The organism is Nitrospirota bacterium, from assembly GCA_015233895.1.
GTDB lineage: Bacteria > Nitrospirota > Thermodesulfovibrionia > Thermodesulfovibrionales > Magnetobacteriaceae > Magnetomonas.
Genome location: JADFXG010000013.1, coordinates 1 through 17,267 on the forward strand (window position 1 = coordinate 1; position 17,267 = coordinate 17,267).

Below are 17,267 nucleotides of genomic sequence, written 5' to 3' on the forward strand. Positions count from 1 at the left end.
TTTCTCCAGCGAAACCGCACTTCTAAAGCTCCTGTATCTGTCGATTCAGAACCTCCCCATAGGGGATGCCCCTGTTCAGAAAAATGGAGCCAGCCTTTAAGAAACTGGAGCCAAACTATTTCTCAACTTGCTTTATTTTTCGAGGGCAGGCTAATATTGGATATCACTGTGTGACGGAGTTTCAGACTTGACACAGTTTAATGAATTTATCCTTTAAAAATCCAAATCCATCATTTAATCAAAAAAATCATAGTTCAGATAGATTTGAATCACACAAAAACAACAGTTTAAAAGAGGATAGAATTACAGTAGATTTCATTTCCCCTGTTTTTTAATTTTCCCTTTAGCCTCTTTATTGGATGCCTCTGTGTTTTCGTACTTAAAGATATACTCATCCGGTTTGGCAAGCCCAAGGTCTTCACGTGCCTGTTTCTCTATGTAAAACGGATCGCTTCTAATTACTCCTATGTCCTCTTTTAGTTTGACGATACTCTTTTCCATGTCCGATATGCTGCTTTCAAGCACCTTCTCTTCACTTTTGAGTTTCATGTACCGCAACACTCCCATATCGTCAAAGACTAAATCAAACATTATCAGCAAAAAGGCTATCGTAAACAAAAATACAAATATACGGCTTCGATTCTTACGCTCTTTTACAATCTGCGTCCTAAGAAGATTTCTTTTGCTCAATAAATTACCGTCCCTTCATAAATTTCTCATATGAAACTCTCCTGCTAATCAGAGAGCGCTCAGGGACACACTGCCGAGTGCTCCCTGAGCGCATTTATGTCTTATAACAGTCGCTTTTAAATTACTTAAGGTTGTAGTAGGTATTGCGTCCCTTATAAATTGCCATACTTCCAAGCTCCTCCTCTATCCTTAAGAGCCTGTTGTATTTAGCAATACGGTCACTGCGTGAGGTAGAGCCGGTCTTAATCTGTCCTGCGTTTAGCGCAACAGCGATATCCGCTATCGTTGTGTCCTCAGTCTCACCAGAACGATGGGAAATTACCGCTGTGTATTTTGCCCGCTTTGCCATCTCTACGGCATCAAGAGTCTCAGTGAGAGAGCCTATCTGATTGACCTTTACCAGTATTGAGTTGGCGATTCCCTTTTCTATGCCTTCTTTAAAGATTGAAGGGTTTGTGACAAAGAGGTCGTCTCCTACAAGCTGGATTTTTTTGGCTAACTTGTCGGTCAGCATTTTCCAGCCTTCCCAATCGTTTTCGCTGCAGCCGTCTTCTATTGAAATTATCGGGTATTTGTCACAGAGTTTTGCATAGTACTCAACCATCTCGGCTTTAGTAAAGGTCTTACCCTCGCCGGCAAAATCATACTTACCGTCTTTGTAGAGCTCTGAGGAAGCAACATCCAGAGCCAGATAGAAGTCAGTGCCGGGCTTGTAACCAGCCTTTGATATGGCCTCAACAATAATAGCAAGAGCATCCTCGTTTGACTTAAGATTGGGGGCAAATCCGCCCTCATCGCCTACTGCAGTGGAAAGACCTTTGTCATGAAGGATTTTCTTAAGAGTGTGGAAAACCTCTGCGGAGTTCCTTAGTGCTTCTGCAAAAGAGGGTGCCCCTATCGGCATTATCATAAACTCCTGAATATCCACGTTATTGTCAGCATGTGCGCCGCCATTTATTATGTTTAACATGGGAACCGGAAGCTCTTTGGCATTTACACCGCCGATGTACTTGTAAAGGGGAAGGTCACACTCCTCAGCCGCTGCCTTTGCTACAGCTAAAGATACGCCAAGGATTGCGTTTGCTCCTAGTTTGGACTTATTGTGCGTTGCATCAGCCTCAATCATTATCCTGTCAACCTGAGACTGATTTATCGCCTCCTCACCTATCACTTTAGCTGCCAATATTTTATTAACATTGTCAACGGCCTTAAGGACTCCCTTACCCAGGTACTTGCTCTTATCACCGTCTCTTAACTCTACAGCCTCCCTCTCTCCGGTTGAAGCGCCACTTGGCACTGCAGCCCGTCCCGCTGCTCCGCTTTCCAGTATAACATCCACCTCTACTGTTGGGTTTCCCCTTGAGTCCATTATCTGTCTGGCGTGTACTACTTCAATTTTTGACATACTCCCTCCCTTAGTTTTTTTATTAAACTGTAACCGTCAATACTACGGCTCATTTCAAACAACTCTCACCTTATTAACTAAAATAGTACCTATTTTTTAGGCATATGGATGGCATGGCCTAAAACATCCTCTGCTGCCTCCATTAGCCCTTCGGAAAGAGTCGGATGGGCATGAATGGTTTCTGCCAAATCCTGCACCGTCAATCCGTTTTTCATGGCTACTGCCGCCTCATGAACTATATCGGAGGCGTTTTGCCCTATTATGTGTACACCTAGTATACGTTTTGCGTCCTCATCTGAGATGACCTTAAAAAGCCCGGATATTTCTCCCATAGCGTGGGCTTTGCCAAGGGCGCGGTACTGAAACCTGCCAACACGGTACTTTAACCCCCGCTCCTCAAGTTGATGCTCCCTAAGTCCTACTGAGCCTATCTCAGGATGGGTAAAAATCCCTCCAGGCACAACCGTATAGTCCATCTCTTCAGAGTGTCCCATTATGTTATTTGCCGCAACAACGCCCTCTTTTGAAGCCGTATGGGCTAATAACATACCACCCGTTACATCTCCTATTGCGTATATGTCCGGATTTGACGTTTCCATATATCTGTTTACTTTTATCTCAGCTCGTTTACCTGTCTCCACACTCACCTTATCCAGTCCCATACCCTGGGTGTTAAACGACCTGCCGATAGTTACCAGGAGCTTCTCAGCCAACAAGTCCTTGCCGTTTGACAATGATACCTTTACACCGTTTGCTTCTACCGATACCTTTTCTACTTTTACCTGGGTTATGAGTTTTATCTTCTTTTTCTTTAACTCTCTCTCAATAGTCTGTGAAATCTCAGGGTCCTCAGTGGTAAGCGCTCGCGGCATCAACTCAACCATTGTTACCTCTGTGCCAAACTCCTGATATATACAGGCAAACTCACAGCCCATAACGCCTGCCCCCACAATTATCATAGAGGCTGGTATGGAACTGATCTCAAGAGCATCAGTGCTATTAAGTATATGTTTACCATCAAAGGGAAAAATCGGAATCTCAGCCGGTCTTGAACCGGTAGCAACTATGAATTTATCGGCGGTAAAGGTTTCCTCTCCGCCGCCTTTTAAAGATATTCGCAGCTCCTTTTCTGATATAAACTCTCCGCGTCCCTCTTTTAATTTAACCCCCCAGCTTTTAAAGAGTCCTTTTATACCCTTGACCTGAGTGGAAATAACCTCGTTTTTTCTGGCTATAATCTTTGATGGATTAGGCTTAATATCTCCGGTAACGTCTATCCCGAATTCGCTGAGATGTTTTGCCTTTGAGTATGCCTCTGCTGAGGCAATGAGTGTTTTTGTGGGAATACAGCCCTCATTTAAGCAGGTGCCTCCAACTTCTTTTCCCTCAATGACGGTTACATCGGCCCCCAGTTGAGCGGCCTTAAGGGCGGCTACATAGCCTCCAGGGCCTGCTCCCAATATAGCTAATTTCATCCCTCTTCCTCTTCTACAAACTTTTCATACTCCGGCAGATCCATAAGATCGTCCAGCTCCGACTCATCGCTCATCTCCACCACTGCTATCCAGCCCTTACCGTACGGGTCCTCGTTAATCACCTCAGGCGCATCCTCAAGCTCTTCATTTATGCTGACCACTGTGCCGCTTAAAGGCGCTATTACCGACGAGGTTGCTTTCGTTGACTCTATCTCAGACATCTCCGTGTTAGCCTCCACCTCTGTGTCCATCTCCGGCAAATCCAGATAGACGATATCCCCCAGTGCGTCCTGCGCATAATCCGTTATACCTATCGTTGCTTTCTTACCCGAAAGACTCACCCATGTGTGTTTTTTATGGTATCGAAGATCTTCTGGATTCATCTCTAACCTCCTGAAAAAGTTTTTTTCCCGTCTTATATTTTAGGGCCTACAATTTCTTATCATACCTATTAGGGCTTTGTCAACAAAAAATTTTTCCCTTAAGTTTTTCCAGGATTCTTGACTTTAATTTAATTGTTATATTACACTCCGTTATGAGAGTTTCAGGGGCTTTTTTAATTGCAGCGTTTGTGCTAATTGCTGTGGTTATGCCGGGTACGGGCATTGTAGCAATGAATCCGTTTTTAGGCGGAAATCCAACGATTTTAGCCCTTGATGTTTGTCATATCTCTCCTCCCGGAGCACTGGTAGCCGATATTCCGGTTATTAATGAGCAAAATTTTACATTTCTTATATTTAGCGTTTATAAATTATATGTTTATAAAAGTTTTACCTCCCATAAACCAGTTCTTTTAACCGAAATAAGTCATCCCCCTCAGTCTGCATAAACGCCATCAATATTACAAAATAGCTACCTCATTCAAAATCATGTAAACCTGACTGAGCCAATACTCTCAGGCAGTTTACGATGATATGTTTATTAAGTGGCCGCAATAAATTATGAATTAGATTATAAGGAGAATTTGTTATGAAAATTATGTCATTACTTCTTACTGTTTGTCTGTTACTTACTGCTGCGACAGCTATTGCTGCCGCAGATTCTGGGAAATGCGCCTTTTGTGGTATGGAGCTTGACGCTCGCAGCCGTATGCAGATTACTTACACTGACGGCACAAAAGTGGACTTTTGCTGTATAAATTGTGTTGCAAATTATATGAAAGCACATCCGGATGCTAAAATTGAATCTGTCAGGGCAGCCGATTATGTTACAAAGGAACTTATTGATGCTAAAGGTGCGTTTTGGATTGTTGGGGGAGCTAAGGGGGGCGTAATGAGCTCTGTGGCAAAATGGGCTTTTGCTAATAAAGAGGATGCTGTAAAATATACTCAGGCAAACGGCGGGAATATAACATCTTTTGATGATGCAATAGATACAGCACAGCATGAGGCAGCTAATGCCCCTCATGGCGGCCACGACATGATGCATATGGATATGGGAGCAGGTGCACAACTTGTATATAACCCTGCATTTGGCGACGATGTCTATCACACCCATCCAGCTGGCATGTGGATGGTTAACTATAAGTTTATGCACATGGACATGAGGGGCCTTAGGGACGGCACCTCTAACGTCAGTCAGACAGATGTTGGGTACAATCGAAGAACTCCGTACAGATATATGATGATTCCCACCGATATGACTATGGACATGCAGATGTTGATGGTGATGTATGGAATTACAGACAGACTGACTGTGATGGCAATGGCAAACTATCAATCAACCAAAATGGGTATGCTTATGGATATGGGGCCTATGTCCAGAAGAGGGATAACACCCGAGGCTCCAATGGTAACAAGCGGATTTGGGGATATGGAGTTGCGCGGCATGTACAAGCTTAATAAATATCTGACTGGAAGCCTTGGTGTTGCCCTTCCCACTGGTGACATTAATCAGGAAATTGCAATGATGGGAACCACCTATCGGGCCCCTTACGACATGCAGTTAGGGGATGGTACGTTTGACCTTAAGCCTGCCCTTACACTATCTGTGACAACTGACGATGGGAACTGGAACTACGGCGGACAGACCATGTTTACGTGGCATACTGGCAGGAACTCTAACGGGTGGAGTTATGGGGACAACTTTAAGGCAATGACATGGATTCAGCGTGCCATGGGGCCAGCTGCCGCATGGCTTCGTCTGACCTACAATGACACAGGCGCAATCAAAGGAGAGGACACTGAAATTGCCAGGATAAACACAGGCGCTCCAATGCCTGATTCGGTAACATCCAATTACGGAGGACAGCGATTGGATGGCATATTGGGTTTCAGTTTCACTAAGGGGCCCTTCAGTGTTGGAGTGGAGGGCGGTATGCCACTGTATCAGGATCTAAACGGCCTGCAGATGAAAACCACATGGTTTATGACAGCAGGCGTTCAGGTAATGTTTTAACGATAAAATCTTCATACCCTTAGGCGTTGTGCCTAAGGGTATAAAGGATGCTTTATGCAACATTGATTCTTAGTTATTTCCAATTCTCTTTTGAAACGTAGTGTCCATGGGTGTGTGGATGGTTTGTTTAAGGATAAATTGGCCAACCACGTTGTTTAAATTCTGGGAAAGGGTTCGTAAATTATTAGAGGCATCGCTTAACCCATCAGCCATAGATGCAGTTTGTGCCGAAATGCCGACTATCTCACCCATGTCGCTTATTATGGTATCCGCTAGTGAGGACATCTTAGGGGTAAAGTCAAGTATATAGTTTACTTTACTGTCCAGCTCTCCTACGCTCTGAACGATATGTTGAAGTGACTCACCGGCCTCCTTAGATAAATTAACACCAGCCGTAACGCGATTTAAACTCTCTTGCATAGAGAAAACCGCTTTTTCAGTCTCAGTCTGAATGGAACTAATCATAGAGCCGATTTCGGTGGTAGCTTTAGAGGTTTTTTCGGCAAGTTTTCTTACCTCATCGGCAACCACCGCAAAACCTCTGCCGTGTTCTCCGGCCCTTGCAGCCTCAATTGCCGCATTAAGGGCAAGCAGGTTGGTCTGGTCTGCAATATCGTTAATAACGCTGATTATCTCTCCAATTTGTTTTGAACGGTCACCAAGGGTTGACATAACCTGAGAGGACTCAACAACTGTGGCCTCTATACATTGCATTTCAGAAACGGTTTTATTTACGATATCACCTCCGCTTGTTGCTATTTTGAGAGTCTGGGAGGCGCTGTCCGCTATTTCTCTGGCACTTGAGCCAATCTGTCCGGCTGATTCGGAAAGCTCATTTGTTGATTCCATAACAAGCGAGGTACGTTTAGTTTGTTCTTTTATGTGGTTTTTTATTTCGGTTGATGATTCGTTTAATTTATCACTTGCCGAGGCCATATTATGAGAAGCGTCAGATACATTTCTCATATCGTGGTTTAACCGCTCTATCATGTTGTTCATAGAATGCGTCAGAGCTCCAACCTCATCGTTGTTATCGTAATTGACATTTATTGTGAGGTTGCCCTCTGAAAGTCTGTTTATTGCGGTAACGGCTGTATTAAGCGGCCTTATAAACACTTTAAGCATAATCATATAAAGTATAAGCACAGTTATAACCATAGCGATAACAATAAATGCAGCTTGTATCAAAATTTCTTTATGAATTGCAGAAACTATCTGTGATACGTCCTTTATAACCAGAATCTCTCCAATATCGTTTCCGGAATAATCCTTAAACGTAAAACTTTTAAAAAATATTGTTTTACCGTCTAACTTAGAAATCTTTCCGGCTCTTTGTATATCCAACTTAAGTATCATGTCTCTGACCTGTGGCTCAGAATAAAGAAAAAACGTAAGGCCGTCCTTTTCAAGGTCCTTGTCCTTATCCTCAAATCTTTTTGATTCTTTAAAAATGGCGCTCTTTACAGAAACGGCATATGCAACAAGGCTTGCATTTTGTGCCGTCTCAAGGATAGCGTCCAGGTCTCCGCCAAACTCCACACTGCCAACATGGTTACCATCGGAAAAAACCGGATAAACAATTCTTAATCCCAATCCCTCACGGCCTGCCTCCAGTCCGACAACCGGTTTTTTTGTGTTGTTAGCTGCAACCACGGTGTGTCTGAACGATGACAGGTCGTCATCGAATTTCTCCGGCTTATGGACACGGAAAAAGCTCTTAGCCTGCGGCGAATGAAATTGAAATTGTTTAACACTGTATTGCGGTTTTAAATCTTTCTTAAAGTAATCCACCGTAAGTTTAGCCAAAGCATCTCTGTCACCTTTGGCAAAGGCGGAAACAATGTCATGATTTAAAAGCAAAATTTCCATAGACATACTGAGGTCTTTTGTTTTAGTTTCCAGTTCATTCTTATAGACTTTTTGAAAAACGTCAAAAGCACTCTGAGCGTTTTCTATGACGCTTTGCTGATTCTTTAAATAGTTATTAATTAAAAAGATTGTGCCTGATATGGAAATTACAATAGCTATAGATAATAAAATCTTAGTTTTTATGCTGACAAACTTCTTCATGTGATTTTTGCCTCCACCAATGCAATTATTATAGTAGTGTCACTTAAGTATTACGGAGTATATTATATTGCAATTGCACAGATATTTTCAAATAGAAGTTCATTGCGTATGTTTGAACTAATACAGCCGTTCTCCAAATAATACATCTTTACATGATTATTGTGGTTTATTGTGTCTTGACACTCCATACCTCATAAACGTTATAATTATGATTAGCAAATTAGTTTATTAATTAAAGTGAAAAGCTTACAATGAAGATAAACACAAATATCAATTTTCGTTTTTTAATTCTGATAATTATTTCACTTACCGGATGTGATAAGTCTGTAACTGCATCCAAAGGACCACCTCCTGTGCCTGTTACTGTGCAAAAGGCAATTGCTAAGTCCATGCCGGTTGAGATAACCGCATTTGGCACGGTTGAGGCTTATAATTCCCTGTCCATTATGCCTCAGGTTCCCGGTAGAATCCTGAAGATTCACTTTAAAGAAGGCCAATATGTAAAAAAAGGCGAACTGCTTATCACTATTGACCCCGAGCCGTATAATGAAAAACTTACACAGGCTGAGGCCGTCCTTGCTAAAGACAAAGCAAACCTGACCTATGCCAAAGAAGAGGCTCAAAGATACACGTTCCTGCTTGAAAAAGGCGCCGTCTCACGCTCCGAATACGATAAAAACACTAGCGGTTACAGGGCTCAGGAGGAACTTGTTAAGTCCGATGAGGCTTTAGTAAAGCAAGCGAAACTTAATCTCAACTACTGCTCCGTGCGCTCTCCGATTGAGGGTAAAACCGGAGGGCTTATACTGAAAGAGGGCTCCGTGGTTGAGGAAAATAAAACCAAAGTCGTCACCATTAACCAGATTCACCCCATATTGGCCAGGTTTTCAGTGCCCGAAAAATATCTGAACGAAATCAAACGCTATAGCGATAACGGCAGCCTTAAAGTCCTCGCATATCCCCCTAAGTACGAAAACACACCGCACGAGGGTAAGCTCACCTTCATAAGCAACTCCGTTGACCAGAGCTCCGGAATGATTGAGCTTAAGGCTGAGTATGAAAACAAGGACGGATTCCTTTGGCCCGGACAGTTTGTCAATGTCATCGTCTATCTGACTATTCAACCTAACGCCGTTGTGGTTCCCTCATCCTGCGTACAAGCCGGCCTTAAGGGTAACTACGCCTTTGTAGTTAAGCCCGATATGACCGCAGAGCTTAGAAATGTGGTCGTTGACAGAGTGCAGAGGGATGAAACTGTTATTGCCTCAGGCATTGCACCAGGTGATACTGTCGTAACCGATGGCCAGATAAAACTTAAAAACGGTTTAACTGTAAAGATCAATGAGATGCCGACAGAGGGGCCGCTACAGAGCCCGCAACCTAACAAATTGTGAATCTTTCTGAAATCTGGATAAGACGCCCCATCATGACCATTTTGTTTATGGCCGGGATCTTGTTTTTTGGGATAATCAGTTACAAAAAGCTCCCTATCAATAACCTTCCTAATGTTGACTTTCCAACAATAGAGGTAAGTGCCGCTCTTCCCGGCGCTAACAGCGAAACCATGGCCTCCACTGTTGCCATGCCTTTGGAAAAGCAGTTTTCAGGTATTTCAGGCGTTGACTCCATGGTCTCATCAAGCGTGCAGGGGAAAACCACCATCAATCTTCAGTTTTCGCTGGATAGAAACATTGACGATGCCGCTCAGGATGTTAATGCCGCAATTTCCGCCGCTATGGGTGTGCTCCCCGGAAATATGCCTAACCCCCCCACGTACAAAAAGGTTAATCCCGGCGATATGCCTATTATCTTTCTGGGACTTGTCTCAGACACCCTGCCAATCACTGCCCTTAATGATTACGCAGAAAACATTCTGACCCCACATCTTTCCACTATTAACGGTGTGGCACAGGTGCGTGTTGTCGGCACTCAACGATTTGCTGTCAGAGTGCAGGTCAATCCCCGTACACTTGCAAACAAGGGGATAGGGATTAACGAGGTGCAAGACGCACTGGCAGCCGGAAATGTAAATCTCCCCGGCGGTGAGCTGCAAGGCACAAACACCGGATTTATGCTTAAGCCCTCCGGACAGATTTTTGACGCCGAGGGGTACAATAATCTCATCGTTACATATCAAAACGGTTATCCGGTTAGAGTAAAAGACATAGGAACAGCGATTGACGGCGTTGAGTATAAAAAACAAAGGGCCTGGTTTTATACTAAAGGACACGCAAAACGCGGCATCTTTCTTTTAGTAAGCAGACAACCCGGTACAAACACTGTAGCACTTGCTAAAGAAATCAAATCCCTCATGCCAATGCTTAAAGCCTCCATGCCGGGCGCTATGGATATGGCAATTTTCTATGATCAGTCGCTGTTTATCAAAGAATCCATTAACGATGTTCAATATACTCTGATTCTCACAGTTATTCTGGTTATTATAGTCATTTTTCTTTTTATAAGAGCCGTGAGGCCGACTCTTATTCCGGCACTCAGTGTGCCTCTGTCGCTGATTGGAACCTTTGCCATAATGGATCTAATGGGTTACACTCTTAATAACTTATCCCTAATGTCCCTGACCCTTGCCGTAGGGTTTGTGGTTGATGACGCTATAGTTGTGCTTGAAAATATCGTACGGCGAATAGAGATGGGTGAAAATGCAATGGATGCCTCACTTAACGGCTCCAAAGAGATTGGGTTTACAATTCTATCTATGACTCTTTCTCTGGTAGTTGTCTTTATTCCCATTATGTTTATGGGAGGAATAATTGGGCGGCTTTTCAGGGAATTTTCTGTGTGTATCACATCTGCCATTTTGTTTTCCGGGCTTGTCTCACTAACCCTTACTCCAGTTATGGGATCTCGCTTTATGGGAGCTGTTAGCCACACCCATGGCAGGTTTTATGAGTACTCTGAGGCGTTTTTTAAGAGGATGCTTAACTTTTACTCTGACACTTTAAAGTGGGTCATTTATCATCGCAAGTACGTTGTCGTTTTTTTAGTGTTTATAGTGGTTGGCACAGTTTTTTTGGCACGGGCGGTTCCTAAGGGGTTTATTCCAACTCAGGACCAAAACTTTTTCAGAGTTTTTTCCATAGCCTCAGACAGTATCTCCTTTGACAGTATGGTAAAGCATCAGGAGGAGGTAATAAAAAGATTCTTAGAAGACCCTGACATAAAAGAGGCAAGCGGAGCATCTGCCGCGGGTTTTCCCGGAGACACAAGCGGTATTCTTTTTTGCGGCCTCAAAGATAAGGCAGAACGTAAGAGCTCGGTTGATCAAATTATCAATCGTTTAAGGCCAAAGCTTAATCAGATTCCGGGCCTTATCGTCTCTTTAGTAAACCCTCCGCTTATTACAATTGGAGCCAGAATTGCCAGCGCCCAGTGGCAATACACGCTGCAAACAACTGACATTGATGAGTTATTTAAGTATGGCACCCAAATGGAGGAAAGCCTTAGCAAGCTTCCGGCACTTACCGATGTCAGATCAGATCTTCAAATGAGAAAACCCACCGTGGAAATCATCATCGACAGAGATAAAGCCTCAGCACTGGGGCTTACCTTGAAGCAGATTCAGGATGCTTTTTATAGCGCTTATAGTGACAGGCAGGTCTCCACCATGTACACGGCTGCAAACCAGTACTACGTCATACTTGAACTTGCTCCCGGATTTACAGAATCCCCTGAGCTGCTTTCCATGCTCTACATTAAATCCTCCAATGGTAAACTAATTCCCCTTTCCACGGTTGCGCAGACTCGCCAGACTGTTTCCCCGCTAAGTGTAAATCACATAGGACAGGTGCCAGCTGCTACAATATCGTTTAATCTTAAACCGGGGTACTCAATAGGAACTGCTATGGAAGACATTAATAAACTTGCCAAAGACACTCTGCCTGCCACTATTAGCACAAGTTTTCAGGGCTCTGCACAGGCCTTTAAGCAATCATTTGCAAGCATGGGTTTTCTGCTGATTGTGACGGTGGTTATTATTTATCTGGTTTTGGGGATGCTTTATGAGAGCTTTTTTCATCCTCTTACAATCCTGACTGCACTACCGCTTGCCGGTTTTGGCGCTCTGTTTGCCCTGTGGATTTTTGGCAGAGAGCTTGATATGTACGCATACGTAGGGATGATTATGCTTATTGGAATTGTAAAGAAAAATGGAATCATGATGGTTGACTTTGCTCTCGATGCTGAAAGACACGAGGGACTCTCTGCCGAAGACTCAATTTTTAAAGCCTGCCAGATTAGATTCCGACCAATTATGATGACAACAATGGCGGCGCTTTTTGGCACTCTACCGATAGCTCTTGGGATTGGCGCCGGAGGTGAAGCACGTCAACCTCTTGGCATATGCGTCGTAGGCGGCTTGTTTTTTTCTCAGTTTATGACTCTATACATTACGCCGGTGTTTTATATCTACATTGATAAATTCAATCGCTGGATATCGCACTCAAAGAGTAATAATGGGGAGGCGCTGCCTCCCCATTAGAGGGATTTTAAGAGAGGGCTCTGCCCTCCCTTAAACCCACCCGCACGGGGAATGATTCCCCGTGACCCCCGGTTTTTTGTCAACGATTTTTCATTGTGTGTAGGGGCAGCCCCCTGTGGCTGCCCGGATAAAAGAATTTTTTAACCGGCGTTCCGCCGCTTAGGGGAGGTGAGCCTTGCCCGCAAATTAAAGATTTGCTCTATCATTATACTGCCTCTTTGGGGGCTACTTGGTATTATTCTTTAAAAATTTCGTGTTTTTTCGTGCCTTTCGTGGTTAAAATTCTTTTTCTCAATACTCAGCGTTGGTGCAATCTTGTAGATTGCACCACAGTGTTTGTACCTTTGGTTTCAGATTTGAAGTAAAAGGAGTAACATTTCGGAGCAGTCTGCAAGACTGCTCCAACGTGGATTCATTTTACCTGCGCAATTTATACAGAATATCGTTTAAAGAAATAATACTTATAAATCTCTTAATCTGTTCGTCTGTTTTGAGGGCGGAGCTCTCATTGAAACTTTTTAATTGGCGGAACGCCAATTGAAAAATTCTCTACCAACAAGGATAACGAAAAAGCATTAGACTAAGCCTATCACACGTTGTTAACAAACCGGGGGTCAAGGGGAATCATTCCCCTTCTTAACTTACTTCATCCACGGTTGTCTTTTTTTTAGAAGTAAGATTAAACTGGATAATGGATGATAACGTTTTATTATCGGTACGAAATCTTACGAAAAACTATGGTGGCAAAAAAGCAGCCGTGGATGGTGTAAGCTTTAGTTTTCTAAAGGGAGAATTTGTTGGACTTTTAGGGCCTAACGGAGCCGGTAAAACTACAATTATTAAAATTCTAACCGGTCTTATAAAACCCTCATCTGGTGAGGTTAGCTACTACGGCGAGGATTTTTTTGAAAACTCAAAGCGTTTAAAGGCAATCATTGGAGTTGTGCCTCAGCAAAACAACCTTGACAGGGATTTGACTGCTTACGAAAACCTCTACCTTCACTGTATGCTCCACGGCATTCCTAAACGTGAACGTTCAAAGAGGATTGAAGAGTTCCTGACATTTGCTGGTCTTTTGGATGTGAAAGACAAAGCAGTTAAGACATTTTCCGGAGGTATGATGAGGCGTCTTGTCATCTTACGCGCACTGCTGCATGAACCACAAATCATATTCCTTGATGAGCCCACTATCGGGCTTGACCCTCAGATTAGACGTACCATATGGGATTTTATCGTAACTATAAATCAGACAAAAAAAACCACCATTCTCTTAACCACTCATTATATCGAGGAGGCTGAAAAGCTCTGTGCACGGGTACTTATAATAGACGGAGGAGTGATAATAACAAGCGGCACTCCGGGCGAACTTAAAGCCGCAACAGGAAAGTTTGTCCTGGAAACTTTTAAAGAGGACAAAACCGAGGAGAATTTTTTTGAAAATAAAGAAGATGCAATTGAGGCTATTAAAAGCTGCTCCTATGCCTGTAAGATACGGGAGTGCACACTTGAGGACGTGTTTTTACAAATAACGGGACGGAAAATTAATGTTTAACGGCTTTTATGCGGTTTTATATAGAGATCTCTCGATTTTCAGAAAACGGTTAAAAAAACAGCTTCTGTCTCAGTCGCTGTCGCCGCTTCTTTACTTAATCGCCTTTGGCTGGGGTATGGGAAATTCTGTTGTGGTTGGGAATATGTCATATATGTCGTTTCTTATTCCGGGATTAATTACAATGAACAGCCTTAACCAAAGTTATGCCATCTCTGGGGAGATGAACATATCGAGATTTTACTTTCACACATTTGAGCAATACCTGACAGCTCCGGTGTCTCACTTTGAAATAGTGCTGGGTGAGGCGGTCTTTGGAGTGCTGCGAGGGGTGCTGAGCGGGCTTATGATTTTTGCTTTTGCAGTTGTCTTTAACGTTAAGCTGCAATTTAACGCTGCCTTTATCCCTGCATTGCTTTTGCACACCTTTTTGTTTGCCTCACTTGCCGTAACCACCTCGATGGTTGTAAAAGACCATGCCGGTCAGGCATTGGTTAATAATTTTGTGATAACGCCGATGATTTTTCTTTGTGGCACGTTTTATCCCGTTGACAGACTCCCAGTGTTTTTTAAGGCAGTAGTATATATGCTGCCTCTGACCTATTCAGTTAAGGTAATACGGGCCTCACTTACAGGCGGTGAGATTAATCCACTGTATATGCTTTTGCTTTTTGCATACTCTGTGGTATTCTTTCTTACAGCCGTTATGGCATTAAAAAAGGTGGAGAGTTAAACTTACAAATGAATAACATTATGAATAAAAATATTGTGTATTCTCTTGGGCTTGGGCCCGGTGATCCTGAGCTTGTCACAGTAAAAGCCATGCGGATTTTAGAGCAATCCGATGTGGTAATTGTGCCGCAGTCGGATGAGTTAGGCAGAAGTGTGGCTAAAGACATCGTATCACATTATGCACCGGATGAAAAAATTCAGATGTACTATTTCCCGATGAATAACAAAAAAGATGAGTTATCAAAAAGATACACTGAGCTTGCAGAGACGATTAAATCTCTCCTTAGTTCCGGTAAAACCGTTTCCTACGTCTCTATGGGAGACCCCACACTGTTTAGCACATCAAACTATCTGACCGATAAACTTAAAAATATCGGAGTAGCGATAAAACACATTCCCGGGATAAGTTCAGTGAATGCGTCCTCTGCACTTTTAGGTATTTCGCTTGCCAGCAAAGGAGACAACATTGGCATCTATGAACTCAGCGCAAAGGCAGACGTTAACACCGAAAGGATAAAAAACCACTCAACCGTAGTATTTATGAAAGTCCACAAGAAATTGAATGCCCTGATTGAGGCCATAAGAGAATCCTCACCCGATGTGGCATATTTGGTGCAAAGGGTTGGACTTGAGGGCGAAAACATTGTAGATTTACTTGAATCCTCTCCGGATTTTGATGCCGCTTATCTGTCACTTGCCATTATAAAAAAAGCTTAAATGGCTCAGACTCTTAGCAGGTGTGGATTTACCACGGGTTCAGCTGCTACAGCGGCAGCCAAAGCTGCTGCCATGTTTCTTAAGACTGGTGTTCTGCCGGAAAGAGTTCACATCACGCTGCCAAATCTAAAAGAGAGTCTGCTTATTAATATCAAAAGTTGTACACTTACCCCTGATGATAACTCTGCAACCGCCTCTGTAATCAAACAAAGCGGCGATGACCCGGATGTAACTAATGGACTTGAAATCGTTGCCACACTGAGACTGCTTAAACAAAGTGCTGACAACGAAAGTAAAATCGTTATAAAAGGAGGAGCAGGAGTAGGCAGAGTGACAAAAAAGGGGCTTCAGCAGCAAGTAGGCGACTGGGCGATCAATCCTGTGCCAAAAGCCATGATAACGCAGGCGGTGCGTGAGGTTTTTTCAAAGGATTCATTAAATTTAGAGGTTGAGATTTCTGTCAGTAACGGAGAACTTGCTGCCCAAAAGACTTTTAATCCACGGCTAGGTATAACGGGCGGAATCTCAATCCTTGGCACTACCGGCATAGTTGAACCCATGAGTGTTGATGCTATAAAAGAGACGGTTAAATGTGAGATAGATGTATCGTTTTACGAAAACCCTGAGACTATCCGCCTTGCTCCCGGAAAAATCGGGGAGGATGCCCTCAAGCGTATTTTAGGGCCAACCAGAGTTGTGCAGTTTAGTAATTTCCCAGGTTTAGCTATGGACTATGTCAAATCAAAAGGATTTAAGCACGTAACGCTTGGCGGCCATCCCGGCAAATTAGCCAAAATTCTGATGGGATACACAGATACCCACTCGGGACGTTCCCCGCAGGCTGCAGCATTTGTATCAGAGTTTATGGGTTTAAACGGCAATTTTAACACGGTAGAGGAAATAATTGATAAAATTACCGAAACAGGGGGAGATTTTACGAAATTAGCACATGAAATTTGCTTTAAGATAAAAAGTATTTACAGGCTACCCTCAATAGAGGTATATTTGTTTGATATGAAAAAAACACTTATTGGCCATAGCACATGCACAGAATAACTCTGATAGGGGTTGGCCCGGGTGGTAGCGATTATGTAACGTTTAGAGCCGTAAAGAGCGCTCAGAACTGTGAGGTCTTAATTGGGATGAAACATCAGATAGCGGCAATTGGTGAAATCACGGGAAAGGTGATTTATGAGGAAAGTGGGATAGAGGAGATTTTAAATCTTATCGGTAAAAATGAGGGCAAAGCCGTAGGAGTTTTGATTACAGGAGATGCTGGGATATACAGCCTGTCGGAAAAAATCATGGAACGCTTCGGACGGGATTCAGTTACAGAAATAGTGCCAGGAATATCAAGTGTCATGGCGGCTTTTTCAAAGGTAAAACAACAGTGGCTTAACGTACGAATTATCTCCGTACATGGCCGTCCGCTTAATGGACTCAATGATGCGCCTAATCACGAAAGAGTCGCTATCCTCTGTGACAGAAAAAACAACTCTCCGCTGGTTGTAAAAACTCTCTCACAAATGGGTATCCTTAACAGAAGCAAAACCGTTTATGTGTGCCGTAATATTACCTGTAACAACGAGCAAATAATAGAAGTAAACACCATTGCGGATTTAAACATACCCGATGACAACGATAAAGAAGTTGTCTTAATTGTGCCTCGCAGATAGTGTTTTTTCCATTATATTTCTTAGTGGAAAGCTCTGATAGAAAGGCTTCTTGACTAATCAT

General features: G+C 43.1%; 14 protein-coding genes. 9 read left to right on the forward strand and 5 right to left on the reverse strand.

The genetic code is table 11. The annotated features are described in order from the left end of the window. Window positions 1-315: 315 nt before the first annotated feature. From HQK88_10100 to gcvH, 4 genes are all read right to left on the reverse strand, one after another. Window positions 316-690 carry a septum formation initiator family protein gene (locus HQK88_10100; protein MBF0617149.1) on the reverse strand — a complete coding sequence of 125 codons (375 nt, stop codon included), beginning with the start codon at window positions 688-690 and terminating at the stop codon, window positions 316-318. Between the two features lie 121 nt (window positions 691-811). Continuing rightward, entirely contained in the window at window positions 812-2,095 is a 1,284-nt protein-coding gene (gene eno, locus HQK88_10105) for a phosphopyruvate hydratase (GenBank protein MBF0617150.1), read from the reverse strand. Between the two features lie 89 nt (window positions 2,096-2,184). After that, entirely contained in the window at window positions 2,185-3,570 is a 1,386-nt protein-coding gene (gene lpdA / locus HQK88_10110) for a dihydrolipoyl dehydrogenase (GenBank protein ID MBF0617151.1), read from the reverse strand. Next, window positions 3,567-3,953, reverse strand: a complete 387-nt coding sequence (gene gcvH / locus HQK88_10115) for a glycine cleavage system protein GcvH (GenBank protein MBF0617152.1) — start codon at window positions 3,951-3,953, stop codon at window positions 3,567-3,569. The genes lpdA and gcvH overlap by 4 nt, the downstream gene beginning before the upstream one ends. A gap of 152 nt (window positions 3,954-4,105) precedes the next feature. On the opposite strand from gcvH, the gene HQK88_10120 reads away from it, so the two are divergent. Both HQK88_10120 and HQK88_10125 read left to right on the forward strand, forming a co-directional pair. Next, window positions 4,106-4,399, forward strand: a complete 294-nt coding sequence (locus tag HQK88_10120; GenBank protein MBF0617153.1) for a hypothetical protein — start codon at window positions 4,106-4,108, stop codon at window positions 4,397-4,399. 140 nt (window positions 4,400-4,539) lie between these two features. Then, window positions 4,540-5,967 carry a nitrous oxide reductase accessory protein NosL gene (locus tag HQK88_10125; protein ID MBF0617154.1) on the forward strand — a complete coding sequence of 476 codons (1,428 nt, stop codon included), beginning with the start codon at window positions 4,540-4,542 and terminating at the stop codon, window positions 5,965-5,967. 69 nt (window positions 5,968-6,036) lie between these two features. Here the strand turns inward: HQK88_10125 and HQK88_10130 are convergent, their stop codons facing one another. Then, window positions 6,037-8,037, reverse strand: a complete 2,001-nt coding sequence (locus HQK88_10130; GenBank protein ID MBF0617155.1) for a methyl-accepting chemotaxis protein — start codon at window positions 8,035-8,037, stop codon at window positions 6,037-6,039. A gap of 251 nt (window positions 8,038-8,288) precedes the next feature. Here HQK88_10130 and HQK88_10135 point away from each other — a divergent pair, with 251 nt between their 5' ends. The 7 genes from HQK88_10135 (at window position 8,289) to cbiE (ending at window position 17,206) form a co-directional block, all read left to right on the forward strand. Beyond that, window positions 8,289-9,431, forward strand: coding sequence for an efflux RND transporter periplasmic adaptor subunit (locus tag HQK88_10135; GenBank protein MBF0617156.1), 1,143 nt, complete (start codon window positions 8,289-8,291; stop codon window positions 9,429-9,431). Next, complete coding sequence (locus HQK88_10140; protein MBF0617157.1) at window positions 9,428-12,532, forward strand: efflux RND transporter permease subunit; 3,105 nt, start codon at window positions 9,428-9,430, stop codon at window positions 12,530-12,532. The genes HQK88_10135 and HQK88_10140 overlap by 4 nt, the downstream gene beginning before the upstream one ends. Before the next feature lie 691 nt (window positions 12,533-13,223). After that, window positions 13,224-14,084 carry an ABC transporter ATP-binding protein gene (locus tag HQK88_10145; GenBank protein ID MBF0617158.1) on the forward strand — a complete coding sequence of 287 codons (861 nt, stop codon included), beginning with the start codon at window positions 13,224-13,226 and terminating at the stop codon, window positions 14,082-14,084. After that, a complete protein-coding gene (locus HQK88_10150; protein ID MBF0617159.1) occupies window positions 14,077-14,814 on the forward strand; it encodes an ABC transporter permease in 738 nt (245 codons plus the stop codon). Before HQK88_10145 ends, HQK88_10150 begins: the two co-directional genes overlap by 8 nt. An 8-nt stretch (window positions 14,815-14,822) precedes the next feature. Next, window positions 14,823-15,530 carry a precorrin-2 C(20)-methyltransferase gene (gene cobI / locus HQK88_10155; protein MBF0617160.1) on the forward strand — a complete coding sequence of 236 codons (708 nt, stop codon included), beginning with the start codon at window positions 14,823-14,825 and terminating at the stop codon, window positions 15,528-15,530. After that, complete coding sequence (gene cbiD, locus HQK88_10160; GenBank protein MBF0617161.1) at window positions 15,531-16,586, forward strand: cobalamin biosynthesis protein CbiD; 1,056 nt, start codon at window positions 15,531-15,533, stop codon at window positions 16,584-16,586. After that, the gene (gene cbiE / locus HQK88_10165) at window positions 16,574-17,206 is read left to right on the forward strand and encodes a precorrin-6y C5,15-methyltransferase (decarboxylating) subunit CbiE (GenBank protein ID MBF0617162.1); all 633 of its coding nucleotides are present in this window, start codon (window positions 16,574-16,576) and stop codon (window positions 17,204-17,206) included. Before cbiD ends, cbiE begins: the two co-directional genes overlap by 13 nt. Window positions 17,207-17,267: the final 61 nt, after the last annotated feature.

Coding starts and splice junctions, on each gene's coding strand:
- cbiE (MBF0617162.1), top strand. CDS start 16,574: ATGCACAGAATAACTCTGATAGGGGTTGGCCCGGGTGGTAGCGATTAT.
- HQK88_10130 (MBF0617155.1), bottom strand. CDS start 8,037: ATGAAGAAGTTTGTCAGCATAAAAACTAAGATTTTATTATCTATAGCT.
- HQK88_10150 (MBF0617159.1), top strand. CDS start 14,077: ATGTTTAACGGCTTTTATGCGGTTTTATATAGAGATCTCTCGATTTTC.
- HQK88_10145 (MBF0617158.1), top strand. CDS start 13,224: ATGGATGATAACGTTTTATTATCGGTACGAAATCTTACGAAAAACTAT.
- lpdA (MBF0617151.1), bottom strand. CDS start 3,570: ATGAAATTAGCTATATTGGGAGCAGGCCCTGGAGGCTATGTAGCCGCC.
- HQK88_10135 (MBF0617156.1), top strand. CDS start 8,289: ATGAAGATAAACACAAATATCAATTTTCGTTTTTTAATTCTGATAATT.
- HQK88_10125 (MBF0617154.1), top strand. CDS start 4,540: ATGAAAATTATGTCATTACTTCTTACTGTTTGTCTGTTACTTACTGCT.
- cobI (MBF0617160.1), top strand. CDS start 14,823: ATGAATAACATTATGAATAAAAATATTGTGTATTCTCTTGGGCTTGGG.
- HQK88_10120 (MBF0617153.1), top strand. CDS start 4,106: ATGAGAGTTTCAGGGGCTTTTTTAATTGCAGCGTTTGTGCTAATTGCT.
- cbiD (MBF0617161.1), top strand. CDS start 15,531: ATGGCTCAGACTCTTAGCAGGTGTGGATTTACCACGGGTTCAGCTGCT.
- gcvH (MBF0617152.1), bottom strand. CDS start 3,953: ATGAATCCAGAAGATCTTCGATACCATAAAAAACACACATGGGTGAGT.
- eno (MBF0617150.1), bottom strand. CDS start 2,095: ATGTCAAAAATTGAAGTAGTACACGCCAGACAGATAATGGACTCAAGG.